This is a genomic window from Roseburia sp. AM51-8 (assembly GCF_003478275.1).
Lineage (GTDB): Bacteria > Bacillota > Clostridia > Lachnospirales > Lachnospiraceae > Pararoseburia > Pararoseburia lenta.
The window spans coordinates 208239-228178 of the sequence record NZ_QUEY01000003.1 but is presented as its reverse complement, the minus strand read 5'-3'; the positions used below and the strand labels follow the sequence as shown (position 1 = coordinate 228178).

Annotated in this window: 16 protein-coding genes and 2 pseudogenes; 15 read left to right on the top strand and 3 right to left on the bottom strand. The window is 46.9% G+C overall.

The annotated features are described in order from the left end of the window. Position 1 precedes the first annotated feature (1 nt). The 3 genes and pseudogenes from pyk (at position 2) to DW996_RS07890 (ending at position 3844) form a co-directional block, all read left to right on the top strand. The gene (gene pyk, locus DW996_RS07900; protein WP_118535362.1) at positions 2 to 1426 is read left to right on the top strand and encodes a pyruvate kinase; all 1425 of its coding nucleotides are present in this window, start codon (positions 2 to 4) and stop codon (positions 1424 to 1426) included. 92 nt (positions 1427 to 1518) lie between these two features. Beyond that, a pseudogene (locus tag DW996_RS07895) lies at positions 1519 to 3002 on the top strand (C69 family dipeptidase). 50 nt (positions 3003 to 3052) lie between these two features. Beyond that, a complete protein-coding gene (locus DW996_RS07890; protein ID WP_118535361.1) occupies positions 3053 to 3844 on the top strand; it encodes a polysaccharide deacetylase family protein in 792 nt (263 codons plus the stop codon). Positions 3845 to 3854: 10 nt separating this feature from the next. On the opposite strand, the gene DW996_RS07885 is transcribed toward DW996_RS07890, so the two are convergent. Next, the gene (locus tag DW996_RS07885; RefSeq protein WP_118535360.1) at positions 3855 to 4430 is read right to left on the bottom strand and encodes a TetR/AcrR family transcriptional regulator; all 576 of its coding nucleotides are present in this window, start codon (positions 4428 to 4430) and stop codon (positions 3855 to 3857) included. Positions 4431 to 4530: 100 nt separating this feature from the next. Beyond that, a complete protein-coding gene (locus tag DW996_RS07880; RefSeq protein ID WP_118535359.1) occupies positions 4531 to 5889 on the bottom strand; it encodes an MATE family efflux transporter in 1359 nt (452 codons plus the stop codon). 293 nt (positions 5890 to 6182) lie between these two features. On the opposite strand from DW996_RS07880, the gene DW996_RS07875 reads away from it, so the two are divergent. From DW996_RS07875 to DW996_RS07850, 5 genes are all read left to right on the top strand, one after another. Next, positions 6183 to 6395, top strand: a complete 213-nt coding sequence (locus tag DW996_RS07875; RefSeq protein WP_118281621.1) for a FeoA family protein — start codon at positions 6183 to 6185, stop codon at positions 6393 to 6395. Positions 6396 to 6461: 66 nt separating this feature from the next. Continuing rightward, complete coding sequence (locus tag DW996_RS07870) at positions 6462 to 6689, top strand: FeoA family protein (RefSeq protein WP_118281622.1); 228 nt, start codon at positions 6462 to 6464, stop codon at positions 6687 to 6689. A 3-nt stretch (positions 6690 to 6692) separates the two neighbouring features. Then, positions 6693 to 8840, top strand: a complete 2148-nt coding sequence (gene feoB / locus DW996_RS07865) for a ferrous iron transport protein B (protein ID WP_118535358.1) — start codon at positions 6693 to 6695, stop codon at positions 8838 to 8840. A gap of 38 nt (positions 8841 to 8878) precedes the next feature. After that, positions 8879 to 9040 (top strand): FeoB-associated Cys-rich membrane protein, encoded by a 162-nt coding sequence (locus DW996_RS07860; RefSeq protein WP_118281624.1) that lies wholly within the window; start codon positions 8879 to 8881, stop codon positions 9038 to 9040. Positions 9041 to 9675: 635 nt separating this feature from the next. Then, on the top strand, positions 9676 to 10899 hold the full coding sequence (locus tag DW996_RS07850) for a glycosyltransferase family 2 protein (RefSeq protein WP_118535356.1): 1224 nt from the start codon (positions 9676 to 9678) through the stop codon (positions 10897 to 10899). Between the two features lie 21 nt (positions 10900 to 10920). Here the strand turns inward: DW996_RS07850 and DW996_RS07845 are convergent, their stop codons facing one another. After that, complete coding sequence (locus DW996_RS07845) at positions 10921 to 11163, bottom strand: polya polymerase (protein ID WP_118281626.1); 243 nt, start codon at positions 11161 to 11163, stop codon at positions 10921 to 10923. A 220-nt stretch (positions 11164 to 11383) separates the two neighbouring features. Between DW996_RS07845 and araA the strand changes: the two are divergent. The 7 genes and pseudogenes from araA (at position 11384) to DW996_RS07815 (ending at position 19888) form a co-directional block, all read left to right on the top strand. After that, a pseudogene (gene araA, locus DW996_RS14840) lies at positions 11384 to 12882 on the top strand (L-arabinose isomerase). A 67-nt stretch (positions 12883 to 12949) separates the two neighbouring features. Next, on the top strand, positions 12950 to 13096 hold the full coding sequence (locus DW996_RS13095) for a hypothetical protein (RefSeq protein WP_178011194.1): 147 nt from the start codon (positions 12950 to 12952) through the stop codon (positions 13094 to 13096). Between the two features lie 142 nt (positions 13097 to 13238). Beyond that, the gene (locus tag DW996_RS07835) at positions 13239 to 14054 is read left to right on the top strand and encodes a DUF4422 domain-containing protein (RefSeq protein WP_118281628.1); all 816 of its coding nucleotides are present in this window, start codon (positions 13239 to 13241) and stop codon (positions 14052 to 14054) included. Continuing rightward, positions 14054 to 15010: a glycosyltransferase family 2 protein gene (locus DW996_RS07830; protein ID WP_118535355.1), complete on the top strand. Its 957-nt coding sequence runs from the start codon at positions 14054 to 14056 to the stop codon at positions 15008 to 15010. The genes DW996_RS07835 and DW996_RS07830 overlap by 1 nt, the downstream gene beginning before the upstream one ends. A 106-nt stretch (positions 15011 to 15116) precedes the next feature. Then, a complete protein-coding gene (locus DW996_RS07825) occupies positions 15117 to 17771 on the top strand; it encodes a valine--tRNA ligase (protein ID WP_118535354.1) in 2655 nt (884 codons plus the stop codon). Between the two features lie 27 nt (positions 17772 to 17798). Beyond that, on the top strand, positions 17799 to 18467 hold the full coding sequence (gene deoC / locus DW996_RS07820; protein ID WP_118535353.1) for a deoxyribose-phosphate aldolase: 669 nt from the start codon (positions 17799 to 17801) through the stop codon (positions 18465 to 18467). Beyond that, entirely contained in the window at positions 18464 to 19888 is a 1425-nt protein-coding gene (locus DW996_RS07815; protein ID WP_118535352.1) for a DUF342 domain-containing protein, read from the top strand. Before deoC ends, DW996_RS07815 begins: the two co-directional genes overlap by 4 nt. The last annotated feature ends 52 nt before the right edge of the window (positions 19889 to 19940 follow it).

The window sequence follows — 19940 nt, the reverse complement described above, 5'->3', positions numbered from 1 at the left end:
AATGGAACAGGTCAGAAAGACAAAGATTATTTGTACAATGGGTCCTTCCACAGAAAAGGAAGGCGTACTGGAAAAGTTGATGTTGGCAGGTATGAACGTTGCCCGTTTTAACTTTTCACACGGAGATCACGAGGAACAGATGGGACGTTTGACCCAACTGCGTGCAACACGAGAGAAATTAGGCTTGCCGGTAGCGGCACTTTTGGATACCAAGGGACCGGAGATCCGTCTCCGCGAGTTCGCAGAAGGCAAGGTTATGTTAGAGGCAGGACAGACCTTTACGCTGACGACAGATGAGATCATGGGTGATGAGAACCGTGTCTCTGTCAGTTACAAAGATCTGCCAAAGGATGTAGCACCGGGGACACATATTTTGATCGATGATGGTCTGATCGAAATGACAGTTACGGATGTTACCGATACCGATATTATCTGTAAGGTCATCAACGGTGGTAAGGTGTCCAATAAAAAGGGTGTCAATGTACCAAATGTGGAACTGTCTATGGATTATGTCAGCCCGAAGGACTACAAGGATATCGTATTTGCAGTAAAGGAAGACTTTGATTTTATCGCTGCTTCCTTTGTTAGAACCGCAGCAGATGTCAAGGAATTACGTGATATTTTACATGAGCATGGCGGCGACGACATCAAGATCATTGCCAAGATCGAGAACCATCAGGGAATCCAGAATATCGACGAGATCATTGAAGCAGCCGATGGTATCATGGTTGCCCGTGGTGACATGGGTGTTGAGATTCCGATTGAGGAAGTGCCGATCATCCAGAAGATGATCATTAAAAAGGCATATCATGCCGGTAAAGTGGTTGTTACAGCGACACAGATGCTTGACTCTATGATGAGCCATCCAAGACCAACCAGAGCAGAGGCGACCGATGTTGCCAATGCGATCTATGACGGTACAAGTGCCATCATGCTTTCCGGTGAGACTGCTGCCGGTGATTATCCGGTGGAGGCAGTCGAGACTATGGTGCGTATCGCACTGCGTACAGAGGCGGACATCAATTATATTTCAAGACTGCGTGCCCGCAAGACCAATGAAAAGCCAAGCATTACCGATGCGATCTCGCATACTGCTTGTCTGATGGCTGGCGACTTGAATGCGACCAGTATCGTGACGGTCACCAAGTCCGGGCGAACTGCCCGCATGATCTCCAAGTATCGTCCGCAGAGCCCGATCATCGGTGGCTGTATGTCAGATAAGGTCTGCCGCCAGTTAAATCTTTCCTGGGGCGTCATTCCTCTGAAAGTCGAGGAAAAGCAGGATGCAGATGAACTTTTCGATCATGCACTTGAGCGCTCTAAGGAGGCTGGTTTAATCCAGGAAGGAGATACCGTGGTTCTTACCGCTGGTGTGCCACTGGGAATCGCAGGTACGACGAACCTGTTAAAGGCTCATATTGTGTAACTAATATAAAATGTGCAGTTGGCATAGACTAGCATCTTGTGCAACTGCACATATTTTTAACCTAAACTATATTTATCAGGAGGAACAAAATTATGCCTTGTACTACAATTTTAGTTGGAAAAATGCATCATATGATGGCTCGACCATGATCGCCCGCAACGACGATTCCGGTTCCGGTCATTTTACTCCAAAGAAATTTATTGCCATGGATCCGGCAAAACAGCCAAAGGTATATACTTCGGAACTTTCCCATGTAAAGATTCAACTTCCGGAAGATCCGATGCGCTATACTGCCGTACCAAATGCCTTGAAGGGCGAGGGTATCTGGGCAGCCTGCGGTGTCAATGAGGCACATGTTGCCATGACGGCAACAGAGACGATCACTTCCAACCCGCGTGTCCTGGGAGCAGATCCTCTGGTCGTTTATCAGGAAAAGACTGAGGATACCGAGGAGATTGTCGGAGGTATCGGCGAAGAAGATATCGTCTACATTGTACTTCCTTATATCCGTAGTGCCAGAGAAGGTGTCAAACGTCTTGGCTCTTTGCTGGAGCAGTACGGCACCTATGAGATGAACGGCATCGCTTTCCAGGATCTGGATGAGATCTGGTGGCTGGAGACGATCGGCGGACATCATTGGATCGCCAGACGTGTGCCGGATGATGCTTATGTCGTTATGCCAAATCAGTTAGGCATTGATTATTTTGATATTGAGGATGGTTTGGGTCAGCAGAAAGATTTTATGTGTTCTGCGGATCTGGCAGAATTTATCGAGAAAAATCATCTGGATCTTTCTCTGGACGGCGATTTTAATCCAAGAGATGCTTTTGGCAGCCATGATGATTCTGACCATGTGTATAATACGCCTCGTGCATGGTATATGGAGCGTTATCTGAATCCAAATTCTGCCAAGTGGGATGGACCGGATGCAGACTTTACACCGTTTTCAGATGATATCCCATGGTGCGTGGTACCGGAGAAAAAGGTCACGGTAGAGGATGTCAAATATGTGCTTTCTGCGCATTTCCAGGGGACACCTTATGATCCTTATGCAGCCTACGGCGACAAATCCCTGGCTGGTGCGTATCGTTCTATCGGCATCAACCGCAATGACTTTTTATCTGTCGTACAGATGCGCCCATATGCGACGGAGGATCAGCGCGTCATCCAGTGGATTGCCTTTGCTTCCAATGCCTTTAATGTACTGGTGCCGTTCTACGCAGATGTGACAGAAACACCGGCATATATGTCCAATACGACCAAGGAGGTTTCGACCGACAACTTCTATTGGAACAGCCGCATGATCGCAGCCATGGCAGATGCTTCTTATGGAAAGTCTATTTTCCATATCGAAAGATATCAGGAAAAAGTGGCAGCAAAGGGACATGAGTTGATTGGCAGATACGATGCCTTGATCGAAAAAGAGCAGGATGCGGCAAAACGTCGTCAGTTGCGCCATGAAGCAAATCAGGCGATCGCGGATATGCTGCAGAAAGAAACGGCAGACACACTGGATAAGGTTCTTTATGAACTGAGCAATCAGATGAAAAATGCCTATTCCAGATCGGATGCATAAAAGCAAAAGTCAGGTCATAAGATAAACCAAGTAAGGTCTTGGGGAAACATATGGCTGATTATCAAAAACATAAAAACAATAAAATCAGAGCAGGCCTGGTCGTACTGGGTCTGCTCTGTCTTAGTATAGGGCTGATCGGACAATATCAGACCAATGCGCTGACAACATCGGCGAGCGTTGGCGGCAGGGAACTGCCCATCTACTGTGTCGATACGGACGAAAAGAAGGTGGCATTGTCCTTTGATGCGGCATGGGGAAATGAGGATACGGCGCGGATACTAGAGATTTTGAAAAAGAATGATGTGCATGTGACCTTTTTTATGACCGGAGGCTGGGTCGAGTCCTACCCGGATGATGTAAAAGCCATCTATGAAGCGGGGCATGATCTGGGAAACCATAGTGAAAATCATAAGAATATGTCACAACTGTCTGTGGAAGAATGTAAATCGGAATTGCAGCAGGTGCATGACAAGGTCAAAGAGATCACCGGCTATGATATGTTTTTGTTCCGTCCGCCTTATGGCGATTATGACAATGAGGTCATCACGACGGCGCGTGAGATGGGCTATTACCCCATCCAATGGGATGTTGACAGTCTGGATTGGAAAAATTACGGGGTATCTTCCATCGTGCAGACAGTCACAGAGCACAAGCATCTGGGAAATGGATCCATTATTCTGATGCACAATGGTGCGACCTATACTGCAGATGCACTCGAAACGGTCATCAATTCCTTGCGCGACCAGGGCTATGAGATCGTGCCGATCTCGGAACTCATCCACCGCGACAATTACCATATGGATCACGAGGGAAGGCAGATTAGCGAGCAGACGGAAAAATAAAACAGTTTTGTTAAAAAATATTTTTATTTGCTTTGGCTTGAAAGAGCATAAGTTGATACATCTCTTCCGGTGTCTCCGGACATCCGTCTTCCAGCCACATGCGGATCATGGCAGTTAGCCCGGTGTAGTAAAAGATAGCACAATAATTCGCCTGACGCGCAGAGGTGATACCATGGCGGACGGCGTATTGGTGAATGCCATCTGCATGTTCGAAGGTGGCAACAACAGACAGAAATGGTAACTGTGATACCCGTGTGATATAGACCTGATAAAAGGAGCGGTACTTCAAAATATGTTCAAAGAGCGATAGTATGGAAGCATGGTGGAGTTCGCCCTGTGAGTCCATCTTTCGGAAGTTTGCACAGTCCTCATCCCGCAATTCGAGAAAAAGCCGTTGGGCTACAGCATCAAAAAAATGATTCATATCGCCAAAATGAGAATAAAAAGTGGCGCGTGTAATGCCGGCTTTCTGACAGAGCAGGGAAATGGAGATGTTGTCAAAATCATGCGTTTCTAACAAGTCTAAAAAAGTAGCGCAGATGTGAGCATCTGTTTCCTGAAATTTTCTGTTGTTTTTCGTGTTCATCTATAATCCTCTTATCTTAAATTTGATCAATCTGCTATCTCGCAAGGAGATAGCCATAAACTTATGATGACATCATAGCACGGATTTTGCAAAAATGGCATTAAATTTCGGAAAGTGTGCGAAGTTTTTTGTAGTGATGCAAGGCGAAAATCAGCGCCAGCCCAAGGGCAATAAAGGTCGCAAGCGGCTGCGCCCACACGATACCATGGAATCCGTAAAGGGAATCCAGAAGGTAAAGTGCCGGGATAAAGATCACGCCCTGCCGCAGAAGAGATACAAAAAGCGCATAGGATGGCTTCTCGGTTGATTGCAAAAAGGTGGTACAAAGTTGGTAGAGACCGATAAAAGGTCCGGAAAGTGTGCCAATGCTGATCACGTAGACACCAAGCGGAATGATCGTCGTATCATCCAAAAATGCCTTGACAAGAGTAGTGGAAAAACCACGGCACAAAAGCGTGAGCGCAAGACCGAGAATAACGGTTACAAGGGAAGTTTTTAAGATCGTCTCGCGCATACGTTTCCAATTTCTTGCACCGTAACTGTAGGCGATGATCGGCTGGACACCCATAGCAACGCCGATTTGCAGCATGCCAATGATCATGGTGGCACGTCCGGCAACGGATAAGGCGGCTACATAATGATCGCCGTGTGCGACCAGAAGATTGTTTTCAAAAATGCCGGAGATACTGTTGAGCAGCGTACTGACACCGGAGGGAAGACCGATGGCAAGCACACCGGTCGCAACGCCTTGCCCCAGTGTAAAATCGTGCAGATGAATGGTTACGTGTTTACATTTTCTTATGATGAAAACGATATAGTAAATACTACTGCTGGCGGTGCCGATCAAGGTTGCGATGGCAGCACCCGGAACTCCCATGCCAAGCACAAGAATAAAGATAGGATCCAAAATGATGTTTAATATGGTTCCCAAAAGGTTTCCGACCATAGCAGATACAGAGGCACCTTCACAACGGATGATCTGACCGGTCGCAGTATTTAGCATGGTAAGCGGTGCACCCAGCATGATCAGACTAAGGTAGGAGGCTGCGTAGCCTCTGGTATTAGCACTGGTGCCGATCAGATCCAGAATGGGGGTCTGGAATATGAGAACGATGGCGGTAAAAACAGCGCCGATGAAGATGGAAAAATAAAAAGAAAAACTGGAGTAGTGTGCTACCTTGGAGTCATCTCCGCGTCCCATGGCAACGGAAATGCAGGAAGAAGCACCGGTGCCGATCATACTGCCAAGTGCAGATAAGAGTGTGGTGATCGGCATGCAAAGGGAAAGCCCTGTGACCTTGTAGGGGTCCTTTAACTGTCCGATAAAGTAGATGTCTGCCATGTTATAGATGACCATGATCAGAATGGTGATAACCGCTGGCAGACACATTTTGACCATGAGTTTCCAGATAGATTCCTTTGCAAAAATGTCCGGATTGAGTCTTTGTTCTTTCTTCATGTAAAAACCTCCTATTAGTTAAACAACTGTATAAATAATTATAAGCATTTTTCCAAGAAGTGCAATAGAAAATGGAAAAATCATACAGGAAACCGCTTACTGGGCCGGAAAATTTATGAAATTTTCTAAAGTGAGGCGATTGACACTGTAGTTAGATTATGCTAACATATCACTGTAGTTAGAAAGTGCTAACCATTGTTGCTCACATGGAACAGGCATTTTCTTTTTTGACCGTGAGTTAGCGGATACTAACAAAAGTTTTATTTGTGCACAAAATGAGGAAGGTGAGTAAGATGATGCCTTTGGCTATGGCAAACAACGGAGAAGAGCAACTGATCAAAAAGGTTGGTGGCAAAGAAGAAACGAGATTGTTTCTGGAAAAATTAGGATTTGTGCCGGGATCCAAAGTCAGCGTCGTTTCGGAGGCAGATGGCAATGTGATCATCAATGTTAAAGATTCGCGTGTGGCGATCGGAAAAGAAATGGCACTTAAGATCATGGTTTAAATGGTACGCGTAAGACGTGCTTTTTAAATAAAGGAAAAAGAATGGCAAAGGAAAGGAAGTCACAAGATGAAAACATTACGTGATGTGAAGGTAGGCCAGTCCGCAGTCGTTACAAAATTAAACGGAGAGGGCGCTACCAAGAGAAGAATTATGGATATGGGTATCACAAAGGGCGTAGAAGTATATGTGCGCAAGGTCGCACCACTTGGTGATCCGATTGAAGTTACTGTAAGAGGATACGAACTGTCTCTTCGCAAAGAAGATGCAGCCATGATTGATGTGAAGGAGGACTAAAAGGTGGGAGTACGTATTGCATTAGCAGGTAATCCGAACTGTGGTAAGACCACATTGTTCAATGCCCTGACCGGAGCCAACCAGTTTGTAGGAAACTGGCCGGGCGTTACGGTAGAAAAGAAAGAAGGAAAATACAAAGGAGATAAGGAAGTTACCATCACTGACTTACCGGGTATTTATTCTTTGTCCCCTTATACATTGGAGGAAGTCGTTGCAAGAAATTATCTGATCGACGAGCATCCGGATGCCATTTTAAATATCGTTGATGGTACCAACTTGGAAAGAAACCTCTACCTGACAACACAGTTGGTAGAACTTGGAATCCCAGTTGTTGTTGCGATCAACATGATCGACGTTGTTGCCAAGAATGGCGACCAGATCAATTCCAAGAGACTTGCCGAAGAACTGGGTGTTGAGGTTGTAGAGATCTCCGCATTAAAGGGTACCGGTGTAGAGGATGCAGCAGCAAGAGCCATCGCCGCTACTTCTAAGAAGTCTCAGAAGGCTAAGCATTCTTTCAATGGTTCTGTAGAGCATGCATTTGCTCATATCGAAGAACTTTGCTTACATAACATTGATGATGAGAATCTGCAGCGTTGGTATGCGATCAAGTTATTTGAGCGTGATACCAAGGTACAGGAAAAGTTAGGATTATCACAGGATATCATCGCACATATCGAAAAAGATATTGTTTCCTGTGAAGAAGAACTGGATGATGATGCAGAATCCATCATCACAGGTGAGAGATACAACTACATCGGAACGATTATCAACGATTGTATCAAGAAGGCACATGCGGGCGCCCTTACCACTTCAGATAAGATCGACCGTATCGTGACCAACCGTATTCTTGGTCTGCCGATCTTTGCAGCAGTTATGTGGCTTGTTTATTATGTATCTATCACAACCGTTGGTGGATTCCTGACTGACTGGACCAATGATGTACTCTTTGGCGAGATCATTCCTCCGGCAATTGAGAACTTCTTAGTTTCTATCAATTGTGCTGACTGGTTGCAGGGATTGATCTTGGACGGTATTGTTGCCGGTGTTGGTGCAGTCCTTGGATTCGTTCCGCAGATGTTAGTTCTCTTCATCTTCCTGGGATTCCTGGAGGGATGTGGATACATGGCGCGTGTTGCTTTCGTTATGGACAGAATCTTCCGTAAGTTTGGTCTCTCCGGAAAGTCCTTCATTCCGATGCTGATCGGTACCGGATGTGGTGTTCCTGGAATCATGGCTAGTAGAACGATCGAAAATGACCGTGACCGTAAGATGACTATCATGACAACAACCTTTATCCCATGTGGAGCAAAGTTGCCGATCATCGCTTTGATCGCAGGTGCTTTCTTCGATAACGCAGGATGGGTTTCATGGAGTGCATATTTCGTAGGTATGGCAGCAATTATTTGTTCCGGTATCATCTTGAAGAAGACAAAGATGTTCTCCGGCGATCCTGCTCCATTCGTTATGGAACTTCCTGCTTACCACTGGCCAACCGTTGGCAGTGTACTTCGTAGTATGTGGGAGCGTGGCTGGTCCTTCATCAAGAAGGCTGGTACCATCATCCTCTTATCCACCATCGTACTCTGGTTCCTGATGAGTTTCGGATGGGCAAATGGTTCCTTCGGAATGCTCGAGGCAGAGCAGTTGGATGCAAGTATTCTTGCTAAGATCGGCACTGCGATTGCATGGATCTTTGCACCGCTTGGATGGACACAGGCAGGTCAGGGCTGGAAGATGGCAGTTGCAGCCGTATCTGGTTTGATCGCAAAAGAAAACGTTGTTGCTACCTTTGGTATGCTTTATGGATTTGCAGAAGTTGCAGAAGATGGTTCCGAAGTATGGGGCAATCTGGCGCAGGTGATGACACCGATCGCCGCTTACGGCTATCTGGTATTCAACCTTCTCTGTGCACCATGTTTCGCAGCAATGGGTGCTATCAAGAGAGAGATGAACAATCCAAAGTGGTTCTGGTTTGCAATCGGATATCAGTGTATACTTGCTTACATTGTAGCAATGTGCATCTACCAGATCGGAACACTCTTTACCGCAGGTGTCTTTGGATTTGGAACCGTTGTAGCATTTATCTTTGTGATCGGCTTTATCTATCTGCTCTTCCGCAAGGATAAATATGCAGCAATCAATAAATAAAAATGTGGCTCTTTTGAGCCGGTTTCGAGGTGAATGATATGGGAACAATCATTGTATTACTTGTATTGATCGCTATTGTTTCAGCAATCTTACACAGTTTGATCAAAAAGAAAAAATCCGGGAAAGGCTTATGCTCCGGTGACTGTGGATCGTGCGGCGGTTGTAGTTCTTGTGCTCCACCGGAAAAGAAATATAAATAAAATGTGTGAAAATGCCAGAGGGTTTTGCCTGCTGGCATTTTTCGTTGTTGGAAATAGGGTCGAGCCGGAAGCAAGCAGAAGTGGGCAGGACCGAAGGGGCGGGGAAGAACGCGTCGTGAAATTCTGTATCTCTAGAAAGAGGCTGTTTGTTTTTATTTATAAGAACTGTCTTTGCAAAGTTAAACAGGCTCTGGGATAGTGTTCGTCTGTGGCAGATATGAATGCAAAGCGTATTAGAGGTGCTTTGAACTTGTTATTACCAGGTAATGAGGGTACACGGATGTACCCGAAAGGAGCAACCAAACAGGACGTTTGTTTGCTCCGGTTACCACAATTTTTTGTAGGTCTAATGACAAGTTCTTAGCACCTCTTATGCGCGGCGCCCCTGAATATCTGCCACCGATGGACATATCCCGCCGCCTGTCGAAGCTGTGCAAAGACAGTTCAATTTCAAACAAGCAGCCTCTTTCAGAAATACGACGAATTTACACTCCAATACATTCTTCCCCGCCCCTTCGGTCCTGCCCACTTCTACCTGCTTCCGGCTCGCCCCAGTACATAACGGAAAGAAAGCAGTAGACGAAAGCGCATCCTATGCATTATGATAAGAAGTAGCAAAGATAAGGAGCAAAAAGATGACAGGACAGATCAAATTTTCTGTAGTGGTTTCGGCGTACAATGTAGAAGAATATCTGCCGGGATTGTTGCAGGATCTTTTGGAACAGACCTATAACAACTTTGAGGTGATCCTGGTAGATGACTGTGCTACAGATCAGACGGGAGCGGTCGCGGAATCTTATTTACAGGCATTTCGCGGCAAGCAGGCAGACTATGTCGTGATCCATAAGCCGGAGAACGAGGGGCTTAGTATGGCGCGCAATACCGGGATCTCTCATGCTGCCGGAGACTATATCCTGTTTCTGGATGCGGATGATGGCGTGGAAAAGACCCTTTTGGAAAGGCTCTATCATGCTTTGGACGAGCAGCCGGCGGATATGGTCGTCTTTGGCTACACCGAGGACTACTATCAAAAAAATGCCTTGTCCTATCAGGTGCAGAAGACGCCGGAATTATATTATTTTTCAGATCATATCCATGATGGCGCACAGGGGTGGAAAAGACCGCTTGCCTATGCCTATCCTTATATCATAGAACTGGAGCATGAGACTATGTTTGGCTATGCATGGAATAAGGCATACCGGCTTTCTTTCTTACAGGAACAGAAGTTGCAGTTTCAGAATATCGTCCATATTGAGGATATTTTATTTAATGTGCAGGCAGCAGGAGCATTGCAAAGTCTTTTGACGTTGCCGGATGTCTTGTACCATTATGCCAATCGCGGACAGAGCCGCCTGACGGACAAGTATCTGCCGGAATATTTTGCCCTGCAAAAGACCAGAGTACAGGCATTCCTTAATATGCAGATGCGAAAGATCCAGACGGTGACCGAGGGCATGACCAAAGGAGAGACAGGCGGTTTGGAAAATCTGGACGTTGGAGCATGGCGCATGCGCCTGCATGAAGTCATGGCTGGGGTATATTTCCGGTCTTTCCAGTCATCCATGGTCAGAGGCATACAGCACGGCGACAGCAAGCGCGAGGTCATGGCAAGGGCAAGGGCTGAACTGGAAGGTCCTTTGTATGGCAGACTGCGCCGCCACTTATCGGAGGATGGGCGCGTGGCCAAGATCCTCTATGCCCCATTGGTGCGGGGAGATATCAGCGGAGCCTATCGCAGAGCCAAGGAGATCGACCTGGGCAAAAGAACATATGGCGGAGTATGTAAAGTTAAAACAGAATCGGTAAAAAGAAAGAAACTGACGCGGAATACTTACTTTCCGGTCAGTTTCTTTTTGTAAGGAGTATGAAAAAAAGTTGCGTTATATTTTGCCACGCATCAGATAATCCATGATGCGCTTGGAGTCATCTGCTTCATGGGCGATGATCTCCATTTCCGGGATAGCGGAACTGGAAGAAAAAATGGTCGTCAGGGAAATAAGTTGACACAATTTTGACTTTAAGTTCAAACGGTCGCCATCTGCGGTGACGAGTTCTACCTGTCCTTCACAGGCATCAATGACTTTTAAAAATTCTTCCGGGTTTTCAATATTCATTACTTTCATAAACGGCGGCTCCTTTTGTCTGTATTTGCCAAAGGATATGTACTTTGGCAGGCTTTCTGGCATCATCATACAACATGCAAAAAAGCAGTGTCAACGAAATTGAAAATATTACCCTATCTTCATAAAAAAATGAAAAGACAGGATCTGGACTTTGACATAAGATAATCAGTAAGAGAGTAATGATTACGCTAAAATAGCGAGATATAGGAAAGGAGCAGACATGTTAGAAAAGAAGAATTATCAGTTTTGGTTTTGCACCGGATCACAGGATCTGTACGGAGAGGAGTGCCTGGCACATGTGGCAGAACATTCAAAGATCATCGTTGAGGCTTTGAACAGATCCGGCAACCTGCCATACGAGGTCATCTGGAAGCCGACCATGATCACAAATGAAGTGATCCGCAGAACTTTTAACGAAGCAAATACGGATGCGAATTGCGCAGGTATCATTACCTGGATGCATACGTTTTCTCCGGCAAAATCATGGATCCTGGGCTTACAGGAATTGCGCAAACCACTTTTGCATTTACATACCCAGTTCAACCGGGAGATCCCATATGACACCATCGATATGGACTTTATGAATGAGAACCAATCCGCGCACGGTGATCGTGAATATGGTCATATCTTCAGCCGTCTTGGCATGGAGCGCAAGGTCATCGCCGGCTATTGGGAAGATGCGGATGTCCAGAAGGAGATCGGCGCATGGATGTGTACGGCAGTGGGCGTGATCGAGAGCAGCCATGTCCGCGTGATGCGTGTGGCTGATAATATGCGAAATGTTGCTGTTACCGAGGGCGACAAGGTCGAGGCACAGATCAAGTTCGGCTGGGAAGTAGATGCCTATCCGGTCAATGAGATCGTAGAAGCCGTGAATGCCGTATCACAGGCAGATATTGATACTTTGGTAGAGGAATATTACAGCAAGTATGACATCCTGCTTGAGGGCAGAGACGAAAAAGAATTCCGTCAGCATGTAGCAGTGCAGGCGGGCATAGAGATCGGTTTTGAGCGTTTTCTGGAGGAGAGAAACTATCAGGCCATCGTTACACACTTCGGAGATCTGGCGGACTCAAACAGTTGCCGGGACTTGCCATCCAGCGTCTGATGGAAAAAGGCTATGGATTTGGTGCTGAGGGTGACTGGAAGACCGCGGCTATGGTGCGTGTCATGAAGATCATGACCCAGGGAGTCAAAGATGCCAAGGGAACATCTTTTATGGAGGACTACACATACAATCTGGTACCGGGTAAGGAAGGCGTTCTGGAAGCACATATGCTGGAGGTTTGTCCAACGATCGCGGACGGCAGGATCGCAATCAAGGAGCAGCCACTGAGTATGGGCGAGCGTGAGGATCCGGCAAGACTGGTATTTACATCAAAGACCGGACCTGCTATTGCAACATCACTGGTTGATCTTGGCGACCGCTTCCGTCTGATCATCAACGATGTGGATTGCAAAAAGACAGAAAAACCAATGCCAAAACTTCCGGTTGCAACTGCATTCTGGACACCGCAGCCAAATCTCAAAGTTGGCACCGAGGCCTGGATTCTGGCAGGAGGTGCACATCATACTGCCTTCTCCTATGATCTGAGCGCAGAGCAGATGGGGGATTGGGCTGCCAATATGGGCATTGAGGCAGTTTATATTGATAAGGACACCAACATCCGTCAGTTTAAGAATGAAATGAACTGGAATTCTATTTATTACAGAAAATAAAACAAACATGTGTAATTTCCATCCCGGTGTGTTATACTGTGCTTAGTTGTTTTTGGAGGTAGGTAAAATGACAGAGATGGGGTTTTTGATTTTTTTTGCCATACTGATCTTGTTTGTTGTTATCGTTGCAGTGGTTGTGGTGGTATCGGCAGTGGCAGGCGCGAGCGCAGCGGTTGCCAATACGATCGCAGATGACGACGATGGCGATGCGTGATGGCATGAAGATCGGAAAAATTAAATAAGTGTTTTAGGAACAGCCGTCATTATTTGCAGTAATGACGGCTATTTCATATCCCCTTGAACAATTCACCTGCATAGTATGCTATAATGTAAAAAACTATGATTTGGAGAAAATTATGCAAACAAAGATCATCATTGCCATGCATAAGCCATACAAGACACCGGCAGAATCCGTCTATCTGCCCCTACAAGTGGGCGCAGAGGGAAAGGACAGCATCCTAGGACTTGTGTGTGACAATACAGGCGAGAATATATCAGCAAAAAATCCAACTTACTGCGAACTGACCGGTCTCTACTGGGCTTGGAAAAATCTGGATGCAGATGCCATCGGTCTGGTACATTACCGTAGATACTTTACAGGAAAGAGCCGCTCTTATCGGAAGGCGCATGCAAACGACCTGATGGATTGCGTATTGACGACAGCAGAAGCCGGGGATCTTATGGAGGCTTATGACATCGTCGTGCCGACAAAACGTAAGTATTATATTGAATCCCTGTATTCACACTATGCACACACGCTGGATGCCAAGCACCTGGATCTGGCACAGGAGATCATTCACAGCAAATGCCCGGAATATGACGCAGCATGCAAAAAGGTCTACGCATCAACCTGGGGATATATGTTTAATATGTGCATTATGCGGCGGACCTATCTGGATGCCTACTGCAAATGGCTTTTCCCGATCCTGGCAGACTTAGAGGATGCCATGCAGGATGATCTGAAAAGCATGAGCGCCTTTGAGGCGAGACTCTTTGGACGTGTCAGTGAGATCCTTTTTAATGTCTGGTTGTTAAAAGAGCAAGAGAGCAAAGATGCACCGCGCGTCAAGGAAGTGGCGACCATGCACATGGAACCGGTCAACTGGCTGAAAAAGGGCGGCGCTTTTCTCAAAGCAAAGTTCTTTGGCAGAAAATATGGAGCAAGTTTTTGATGAAAGTAAGTATTATCACTGCCTTTTATAAGGGGAATGCTTATATGGCAGATTACAAAAAAATGATCCGCGCAAACCAGAAAAATCTGGAGAGTGCGGATGAACTGGAAGCCGTGATCATAAATGACAGTCCGGAGGAGAGCGTTGTCCTGCCGGAAGACGGTGGCGATTGCAATATCTGGATCTACGACCAGAAGCAAAACGGCGGGATCCATGCGGCGCGCGTACGCGGGCTTTCTCTCTGCACCGGTGACTATGTGATCTTTCTGGATCAGGACGACCGCTTGCGGGAGGATGCAGTCGCTACCTTTATTGCGACTATGAAAAAATACCAGACGGAGGCAGATAAGGTGCATGCGACGCTGGGGCAGGAATTTTCCCGGACAAAGATCGCGCAGATCATGCATTATCCGGTACTGGTCTCCAATGCTCTTATGGAGCAAAAGGACGGAGAGGTCTTATGGTATCGCACGGATTACCATAAAAAGTTGGTCGGTGATTACAAGACCTATCTTCGCATTGGCAACCAGATCGTTTCACCGGGACAGTGCTTGATCCCAAAGGCTATGATCCCTGCTGTCTGGACACAGCATATAGGAAAAAAGAACGGATCGGACGATTATTTCCTCTGGTTGCTTCTGCTTTGCCAGCGGACACCGTTTTCTTTTGTAGACCAGCCGCTTTATGTGCATGGTTATACGGCACAGAATTTGTCTGCGGACGCCAAGAAGATGGATGACTCCACCTATGAGTTTATTCATGTTCTGGAAGAAGAAAAGGTCATGGATCCCAAAGATATCCGGCTTTTGCGGCGGACGATCTCCTATAAAGATAAGTTTCGAGGTGGCAGCGCCGGGACAAAGGCGTTTTCTACCCTGCGCAATCTGGATATTTTCCTGCCAAATCTGATTTTTAAATGGCGGAGCAAAACACCCTATGGATTTAACCGGGAATGAGAAAAAGGCAGTTGATTTTTCCCCTGTTCCTTATAAGATATTATAGATAAGATGGTAACATAGGCAAGGAGTAGATCCGCCTATGCGGAAAGGAATAATAGATAAAATGAGTAAAGAATTAGCAAAGACGTATGACCCGAGTGGGTTGGAAGACAGACTTTACAAAAAATGGGAGGATAATGGCTATTTTCACGCTGAGGTAGATCGCAGCAAGAAACCATTTACCATCGTGATGCCACCTCCAAATATCACAGGTCAGCTCCACATGGGACATGCTTTAGATAATACCATGCAGGACATTTTGATCCGTTACAAGAGAATGCAGGGATACAATGCCCTCTGGCAGCCGGGGACAGACCATGCAGCCATCGCTACAGAGGTCAAGGTCATCGAGCATCTGAAAAAGCAGGGCATCAACAAGGATGACCTGGGACGTGACGGATTTTTAGACGAATGTTGGAAGTGGCGCGAGGAGTACGGCGGACGTATCATCCGTCAGCTCAAGCGTATGGGATCTTCTGCTGACTGGCAGAGAGAACGTTTTACCATGGATGAAGGCTGTTCTAAGGCAGTCGAGGAAGTCTTTGTTAAATTATATAATGAGGGCTATATCTATAAGGGCAACCGTATCATCAACTGGTGTCCGGTCTGCCAGACCTCTATTTCTGATGCAGAGGTAGAGCACGTAGAGCAGGCAGGACATTTCTGGCATATGAAATACGAGATCGTTGGAGAGCCGGGCAGATATGTAGAATTTGCTACGACCCGTCCGGAGACCATGCTGGGAGATACCGCAGTGGCTGTCAATCCGGCAGATGATCGTTACAAGGATATCGTCGGCAAGACCGTTATGCTTCCGTTTATGAACCGTGAGATTCCGGTTATTGCAGACGAGTATGTAGATATGGAATTTGGAACCGGTGTCGTTAAGATCACACCGGCCCACGACCCGAATGACTTTGAGGTTGGCAAGCGTCATGATCTTCCGGTCATCAATATCTTAAATGATGATGCGACCATCAATAGCAATGGTGGCGAATTTGAAGGCATGGATCGCTATGAGGCACGTAAAGTCATCGTTCAGAAGATGGACGAGATGGGACTGCTGGTTGGTATTGAAGATCATGTCCACAATGTCGGTACCCATGACAGATGTAAGACGACGGTTGAGCCTATGGTAAAGCCGCAGTGGTTCGTTGCCATGGAAGAATTGGCAAAGCCGGCGGTTGAGGCGATCAAGACAGGCGAATTGCAGTTCGTGCCAAAGAATTATGATAAGACTTATTTGCACTGGTTGGAGAATATCCGCGACTGGTGTATTTCCAGACAGTTGTGGTGGGGACATCGTATCCCGGCATACTACTGCCAGGATTGTGGAGAGACTGTGGTTGCACGCGCATCCGAAGCACCGACCAAGTGTCCGAAGTGTGGCGGCGTACACATGAAACAGGACGAAGACACGCTGGATACCTGGTTCTCATCTGCTCTATGGCCATTTTCAACTCTGGGCTGGCCGGATAAGACCGAAGATCTGGATTATTTCTATCCGACCGATGTACTTGTGACCGGATATGACATTATCTTCTTCTGGGTTGTCCGCATGGTATTTTCCGGTTACGCACACACAGGCAAGTCACCTTTCCATACGGTATTGATCCATGGACTCGTGCGCGACTCACAGGGACGCAAGATGAGCAAGTCTTTGGGCAATGGTATCGATCCGCTGGAAGTCATTGATAAATACGGCGCAGACGCCCTGCGTCTGACCTTGATCACCGGTAATGCACCGGGCAATGATATGCGTTTCTATTGGGAGCGTGTAGAGCAGAGCCGCAATTTTGCAAATAAGGTATGGAATGCATCACGTTTCATCCTGATGAACTTAGAAGGTGTAGAACTGACCCAGCCAGAGGAAGCAGATCTTGCCGTTGCAGATAAGTGGATCCTTTCACAGGTCAATACACTGGCAAAAGATGTGACCGAGAATATGGACAAGTACGAACTTGGTATTGCGGTACAAAAGGTCTACAACTTTATCTGGGATGAGTTCTGTGACTGGTACATTGAGATCGTTAAGCCTCGTATGTATCGCAAGGATCAGGATATGGTATCTGCAAATGCTGCACTTTGGACTTTAAAGACCGTCCTTACCGATGCTCTGAAACTTTTGCATCCGTTCATGCCGTTTATCACAGAAGAGATCTTCTGCACCTTGCATCCGGAGGAGGAGACCATTATGCTGACCGACTGGCCGGTATATGATGAGAACCGTCATTATCCAAAGGAAGAGGCTATGATCGACAGAGCCAAAGATGTCGTTCGTGGTATGCGAAATCTCCGTACCGATATGGAGGTACCGCCAAGTCGCAAGGCAAAGATCATCATCACATCGGATGATGCGGCAGTGCGGGGAATCTTTACCGAGATCACAGAGTCTTATCAGACACTTGCCGGTGCCAGTGAGGTATGCGTACAGGCAGGTACAGAGGGCGTACCGGAAGATGCCGTTTCGGTTGTTATCCCGGATGCGGTCATGTATATTCCACTCGAGGATTTGGTAGATTTTGAGAAGGAAAAGGAAAGACTGACCAAGGAAAAAGAAAAACTGGAAAAGGAACTTGCGCGAAGCAAGGGCATGCTTTCCAATGAGAAGTTCCTGAATAAGGCTCCGGCAGAAAAGGTGGCTGAGGAGCGCGCGAAGATGGATAAATACCAGCAGATGATGGATGATGTGCTCGCACGTCTGGCACAGATGAAGTAAGGCACATTATTTTAAGGAGGATATGCAATGGATGCAGCACAAGTAAAGCAGATTCTTACAAAGGTAGATCACACATTACTGCGTGTAGACAGTAGGTGGGAGGAGATACAAGAGGTTTTGGATGATGCAATGCGTTATGAGACTGCTTCCGCCTGCATACCTCCTTCTTTTGTAGAAAGAGCAGAAGCCTATGTGGATGGCAGACTTCCAATCTGTACGGTCATAGGATTTCCAAATGGCTACGCTACGACGGCTACCAAGTGCTTTGAGGCATCCGATGCTGTGGCAAAGGGCGCAAGCGAGATTGATATGGTCGTCAATGTCGGTTGGGTCAAGGAAGGACGTTTTGATGACATCTTAGATGAGATCGATCAGGTCAAGGCAGCGTGCCAGGGAAGACTCTTAAAGGTCATCATCGAGACCTGCCTTTTGACAGACCAGGAGATCATTTCCATGTGTCAGGTGGTGTCCAAGTCCAAGGCAGAATATATCAAGACCTCTACCGGCTTTTCAAAAGCAGGAGCAACAAGAGAAGCTGTATCTCTGATGGCATCGCATGTAACAGATGGCACACTGGTCAAGGCGGCAGGTGGTATCGCATCCTTGGAGGATGCAGCAGATTTTATTGCACTGGGAGCAAGCAGACTTGGTACCAGCCGCGTGGTAGCGGCGGTCAAAGAAGGGAGTCGTAAATGACAACTCCGATGAATCCATATGCCAAGAAACCGGTCATTCGTGTTGACAATAAGGCTATGTTTGCGACGATCCGTTTTCCGGCTCCGGCTGAGGGGGAAAGTGCGCCTCAGTATGATGTGGATACACTGGAGAACATGCTTGCACAAGAGGGGATAGTCTATGGAATTGATAGGAATATGCTTTCCTCTTTGTGCCAGGAGATTCTTTTTGATACTGAACTCATCGTTGCTGTGGGAAAAGAGCCCATGGAAGGGATCAATGGCTACTACGAATATCATTTTAGTCAGGATTTCTCCAAGAAGCCGACCATCCGACCGGATGGATCTGCGGATTTCCTTAGTATCAAGGTGATCGAGGTCGTGCATGAGGGTGACCTGATCGCCACTTACCATCCTGCGGTCATGGGTATGCCGGGCATGAATGTGCGTGGCAAAGAGATCGAGCCGCGCATGATGCGTGATATGCCACCGATCGGTGGACGTGGTTTTCATCGTTCGGATGACAATCTGTACTATTATGCGGATATGGATGGTAAGATCGTCCTAAAGAACAATCGGATCAATATTTCTCCTGTCTATGAGATCGACCAGGATGCGGATATGAGCATTGGCAACATTGATTTCAAGGGTGATGTGGTGATTCATGGCGGTGTCAAAAACGGTATCCGTATTCATGCGACAGGATCGATCACAGTGGATGGTCTGGTGGAATTGTGCGATCTGCGCGCCGGACAAGATATTTATCTTTTGAGCGGTGTCAAGGGTGGAGAACGTACCACGATCCATGCAGAGGGTGCGATTACGGCAGAGTTTATTGAGTATGCCATTGTCTCCTGTAAGGGAATGTTGCACGCGGATGTGCTTTTCAACTGTCTGGTGAATTGTGATTCCAAGATCATCACGACCGCAGGCAAGCGTTCTGCTATCATCGGCGGCTATGTGACGGCGGTGCAGGGCGTATCTTCCCTGGTGATCGGCAATAAGTTTGGGACCGTGACCCATGTTATGGTTGGGATTGACGAGGAGCGCATCAAGGAAATGTCAGATCTTGCAGACAAGATCCGGTCTTTGGATGCCAATATTGCCAAGATCAAACAGGGGATCGAGGATTTTGAACTTCTGGCACAAAAGAAGGGAATTTCCTACAAGGAAGATCCGAGGCGTATGCAGTTGCTGCGTATCCGTATCCGCGATGAAGCGGTGGTTGCGGAAGCCCGCGTGCGTTTTGATGAACTGAAAGCCTTGATGGAGGCAGGACGAGGAGCAACGGTGCGTGCCTATGATACCGTATATTCCGGCGTGACGGTGCGGATCATGGATCAGTATGCACAACTGACGGATTTTCAGAAGCGTGTGGAATTTGTCAAGACCATGACCGGTATCCGCATGGATCCGCTCTTGGATCCGGTTCCGGATGAATAGAGCATCTGCTGACAGATTTTGACGGAATGTTCACAAAGAATCATTATGATAG

What these genes read in the sequence shown, in the direction of transcription:
- DW996_RS07830 (WP_118535355.1), top strand. Translation starts at nt 14,054, where the DNA reads ATGAAAGTAAGTATTATCACTGCCTTTTATAAGGGGAATGCTTATATG.
- DW996_RS07860 (WP_118281624.1), top strand. Translation starts at nt 8,879, where the DNA reads ATGGGAACAATCATTGTATTACTTGTATTGATCGCTATTGTTTCAGCA.
- DW996_RS07885 (WP_118535360.1), bottom strand. Translation starts at nt 4,430, where the DNA reads ATGAACACGAAAAACAACAGAAAATTTCAGGAAACAGATGCTCACATC.
- DW996_RS07850 (WP_118535356.1), top strand. Translation starts at nt 9,676, where the DNA reads ATGACAGGACAGATCAAATTTTCTGTAGTGGTTTCGGCGTACAATGTA.
- DW996_RS07870 (WP_118281622.1), top strand. Translation starts at nt 6,462, where the DNA reads ATGAAAACATTACGTGATGTGAAGGTAGGCCAGTCCGCAGTCGTTACA.
- DW996_RS07815 (WP_118535352.1), top strand. Translation starts at nt 18,464, where the DNA reads ATGACAACTCCGATGAATCCATATGCCAAGAAACCGGTCATTCGTGTT.
- DW996_RS07890 (WP_118535361.1), top strand. Translation starts at nt 3,053, where the DNA reads ATGGCTGATTATCAAAAACATAAAAACAATAAAATCAGAGCAGGCCTG.
- DW996_RS07845 (WP_118281626.1), bottom strand. Translation starts at nt 11,163, where the DNA reads ATGAAAGTAATGAATATTGAAAACCCGGAAGAATTTTTAAAAGTCATT.
- pyk (WP_118535362.1), top strand. Translation starts at nt 2, where the DNA reads ATGGAACAGGTCAGAAAGACAAAGATTATTTGTACAATGGGTCCTTCC.
- DW996_RS13095 (WP_178011194.1), top strand. Translation starts at nt 12,950, where the DNA reads ATGACAGAGATGGGGTTTTTGATTTTTTTTGCCATACTGATCTTGTTT.
- deoC (WP_118535353.1), top strand. Translation starts at nt 17,799, where the DNA reads ATGGATGCAGCACAAGTAAAGCAGATTCTTACAAAGGTAGATCACACA.
- DW996_RS07880 (WP_118535359.1), bottom strand. Translation starts at nt 5,889, where the DNA reads ATGAAGAAAGAACAAAGACTCAATCCGGACATTTTTGCAAAGGAATCT.
- DW996_RS07835 (WP_118281628.1), top strand. Translation starts at nt 13,239, where the DNA reads ATGCAAACAAAGATCATCATTGCCATGCATAAGCCATACAAGACACCG.
- DW996_RS07875 (WP_118281621.1), top strand. Translation starts at nt 6,183, where the DNA reads ATGATGCCTTTGGCTATGGCAAACAACGGAGAAGAGCAACTGATCAAA.
- DW996_RS07825 (WP_118535354.1), top strand. Translation starts at nt 15,117, where the DNA reads ATGAGTAAAGAATTAGCAAAGACGTATGACCCGAGTGGGTTGGAAGAC.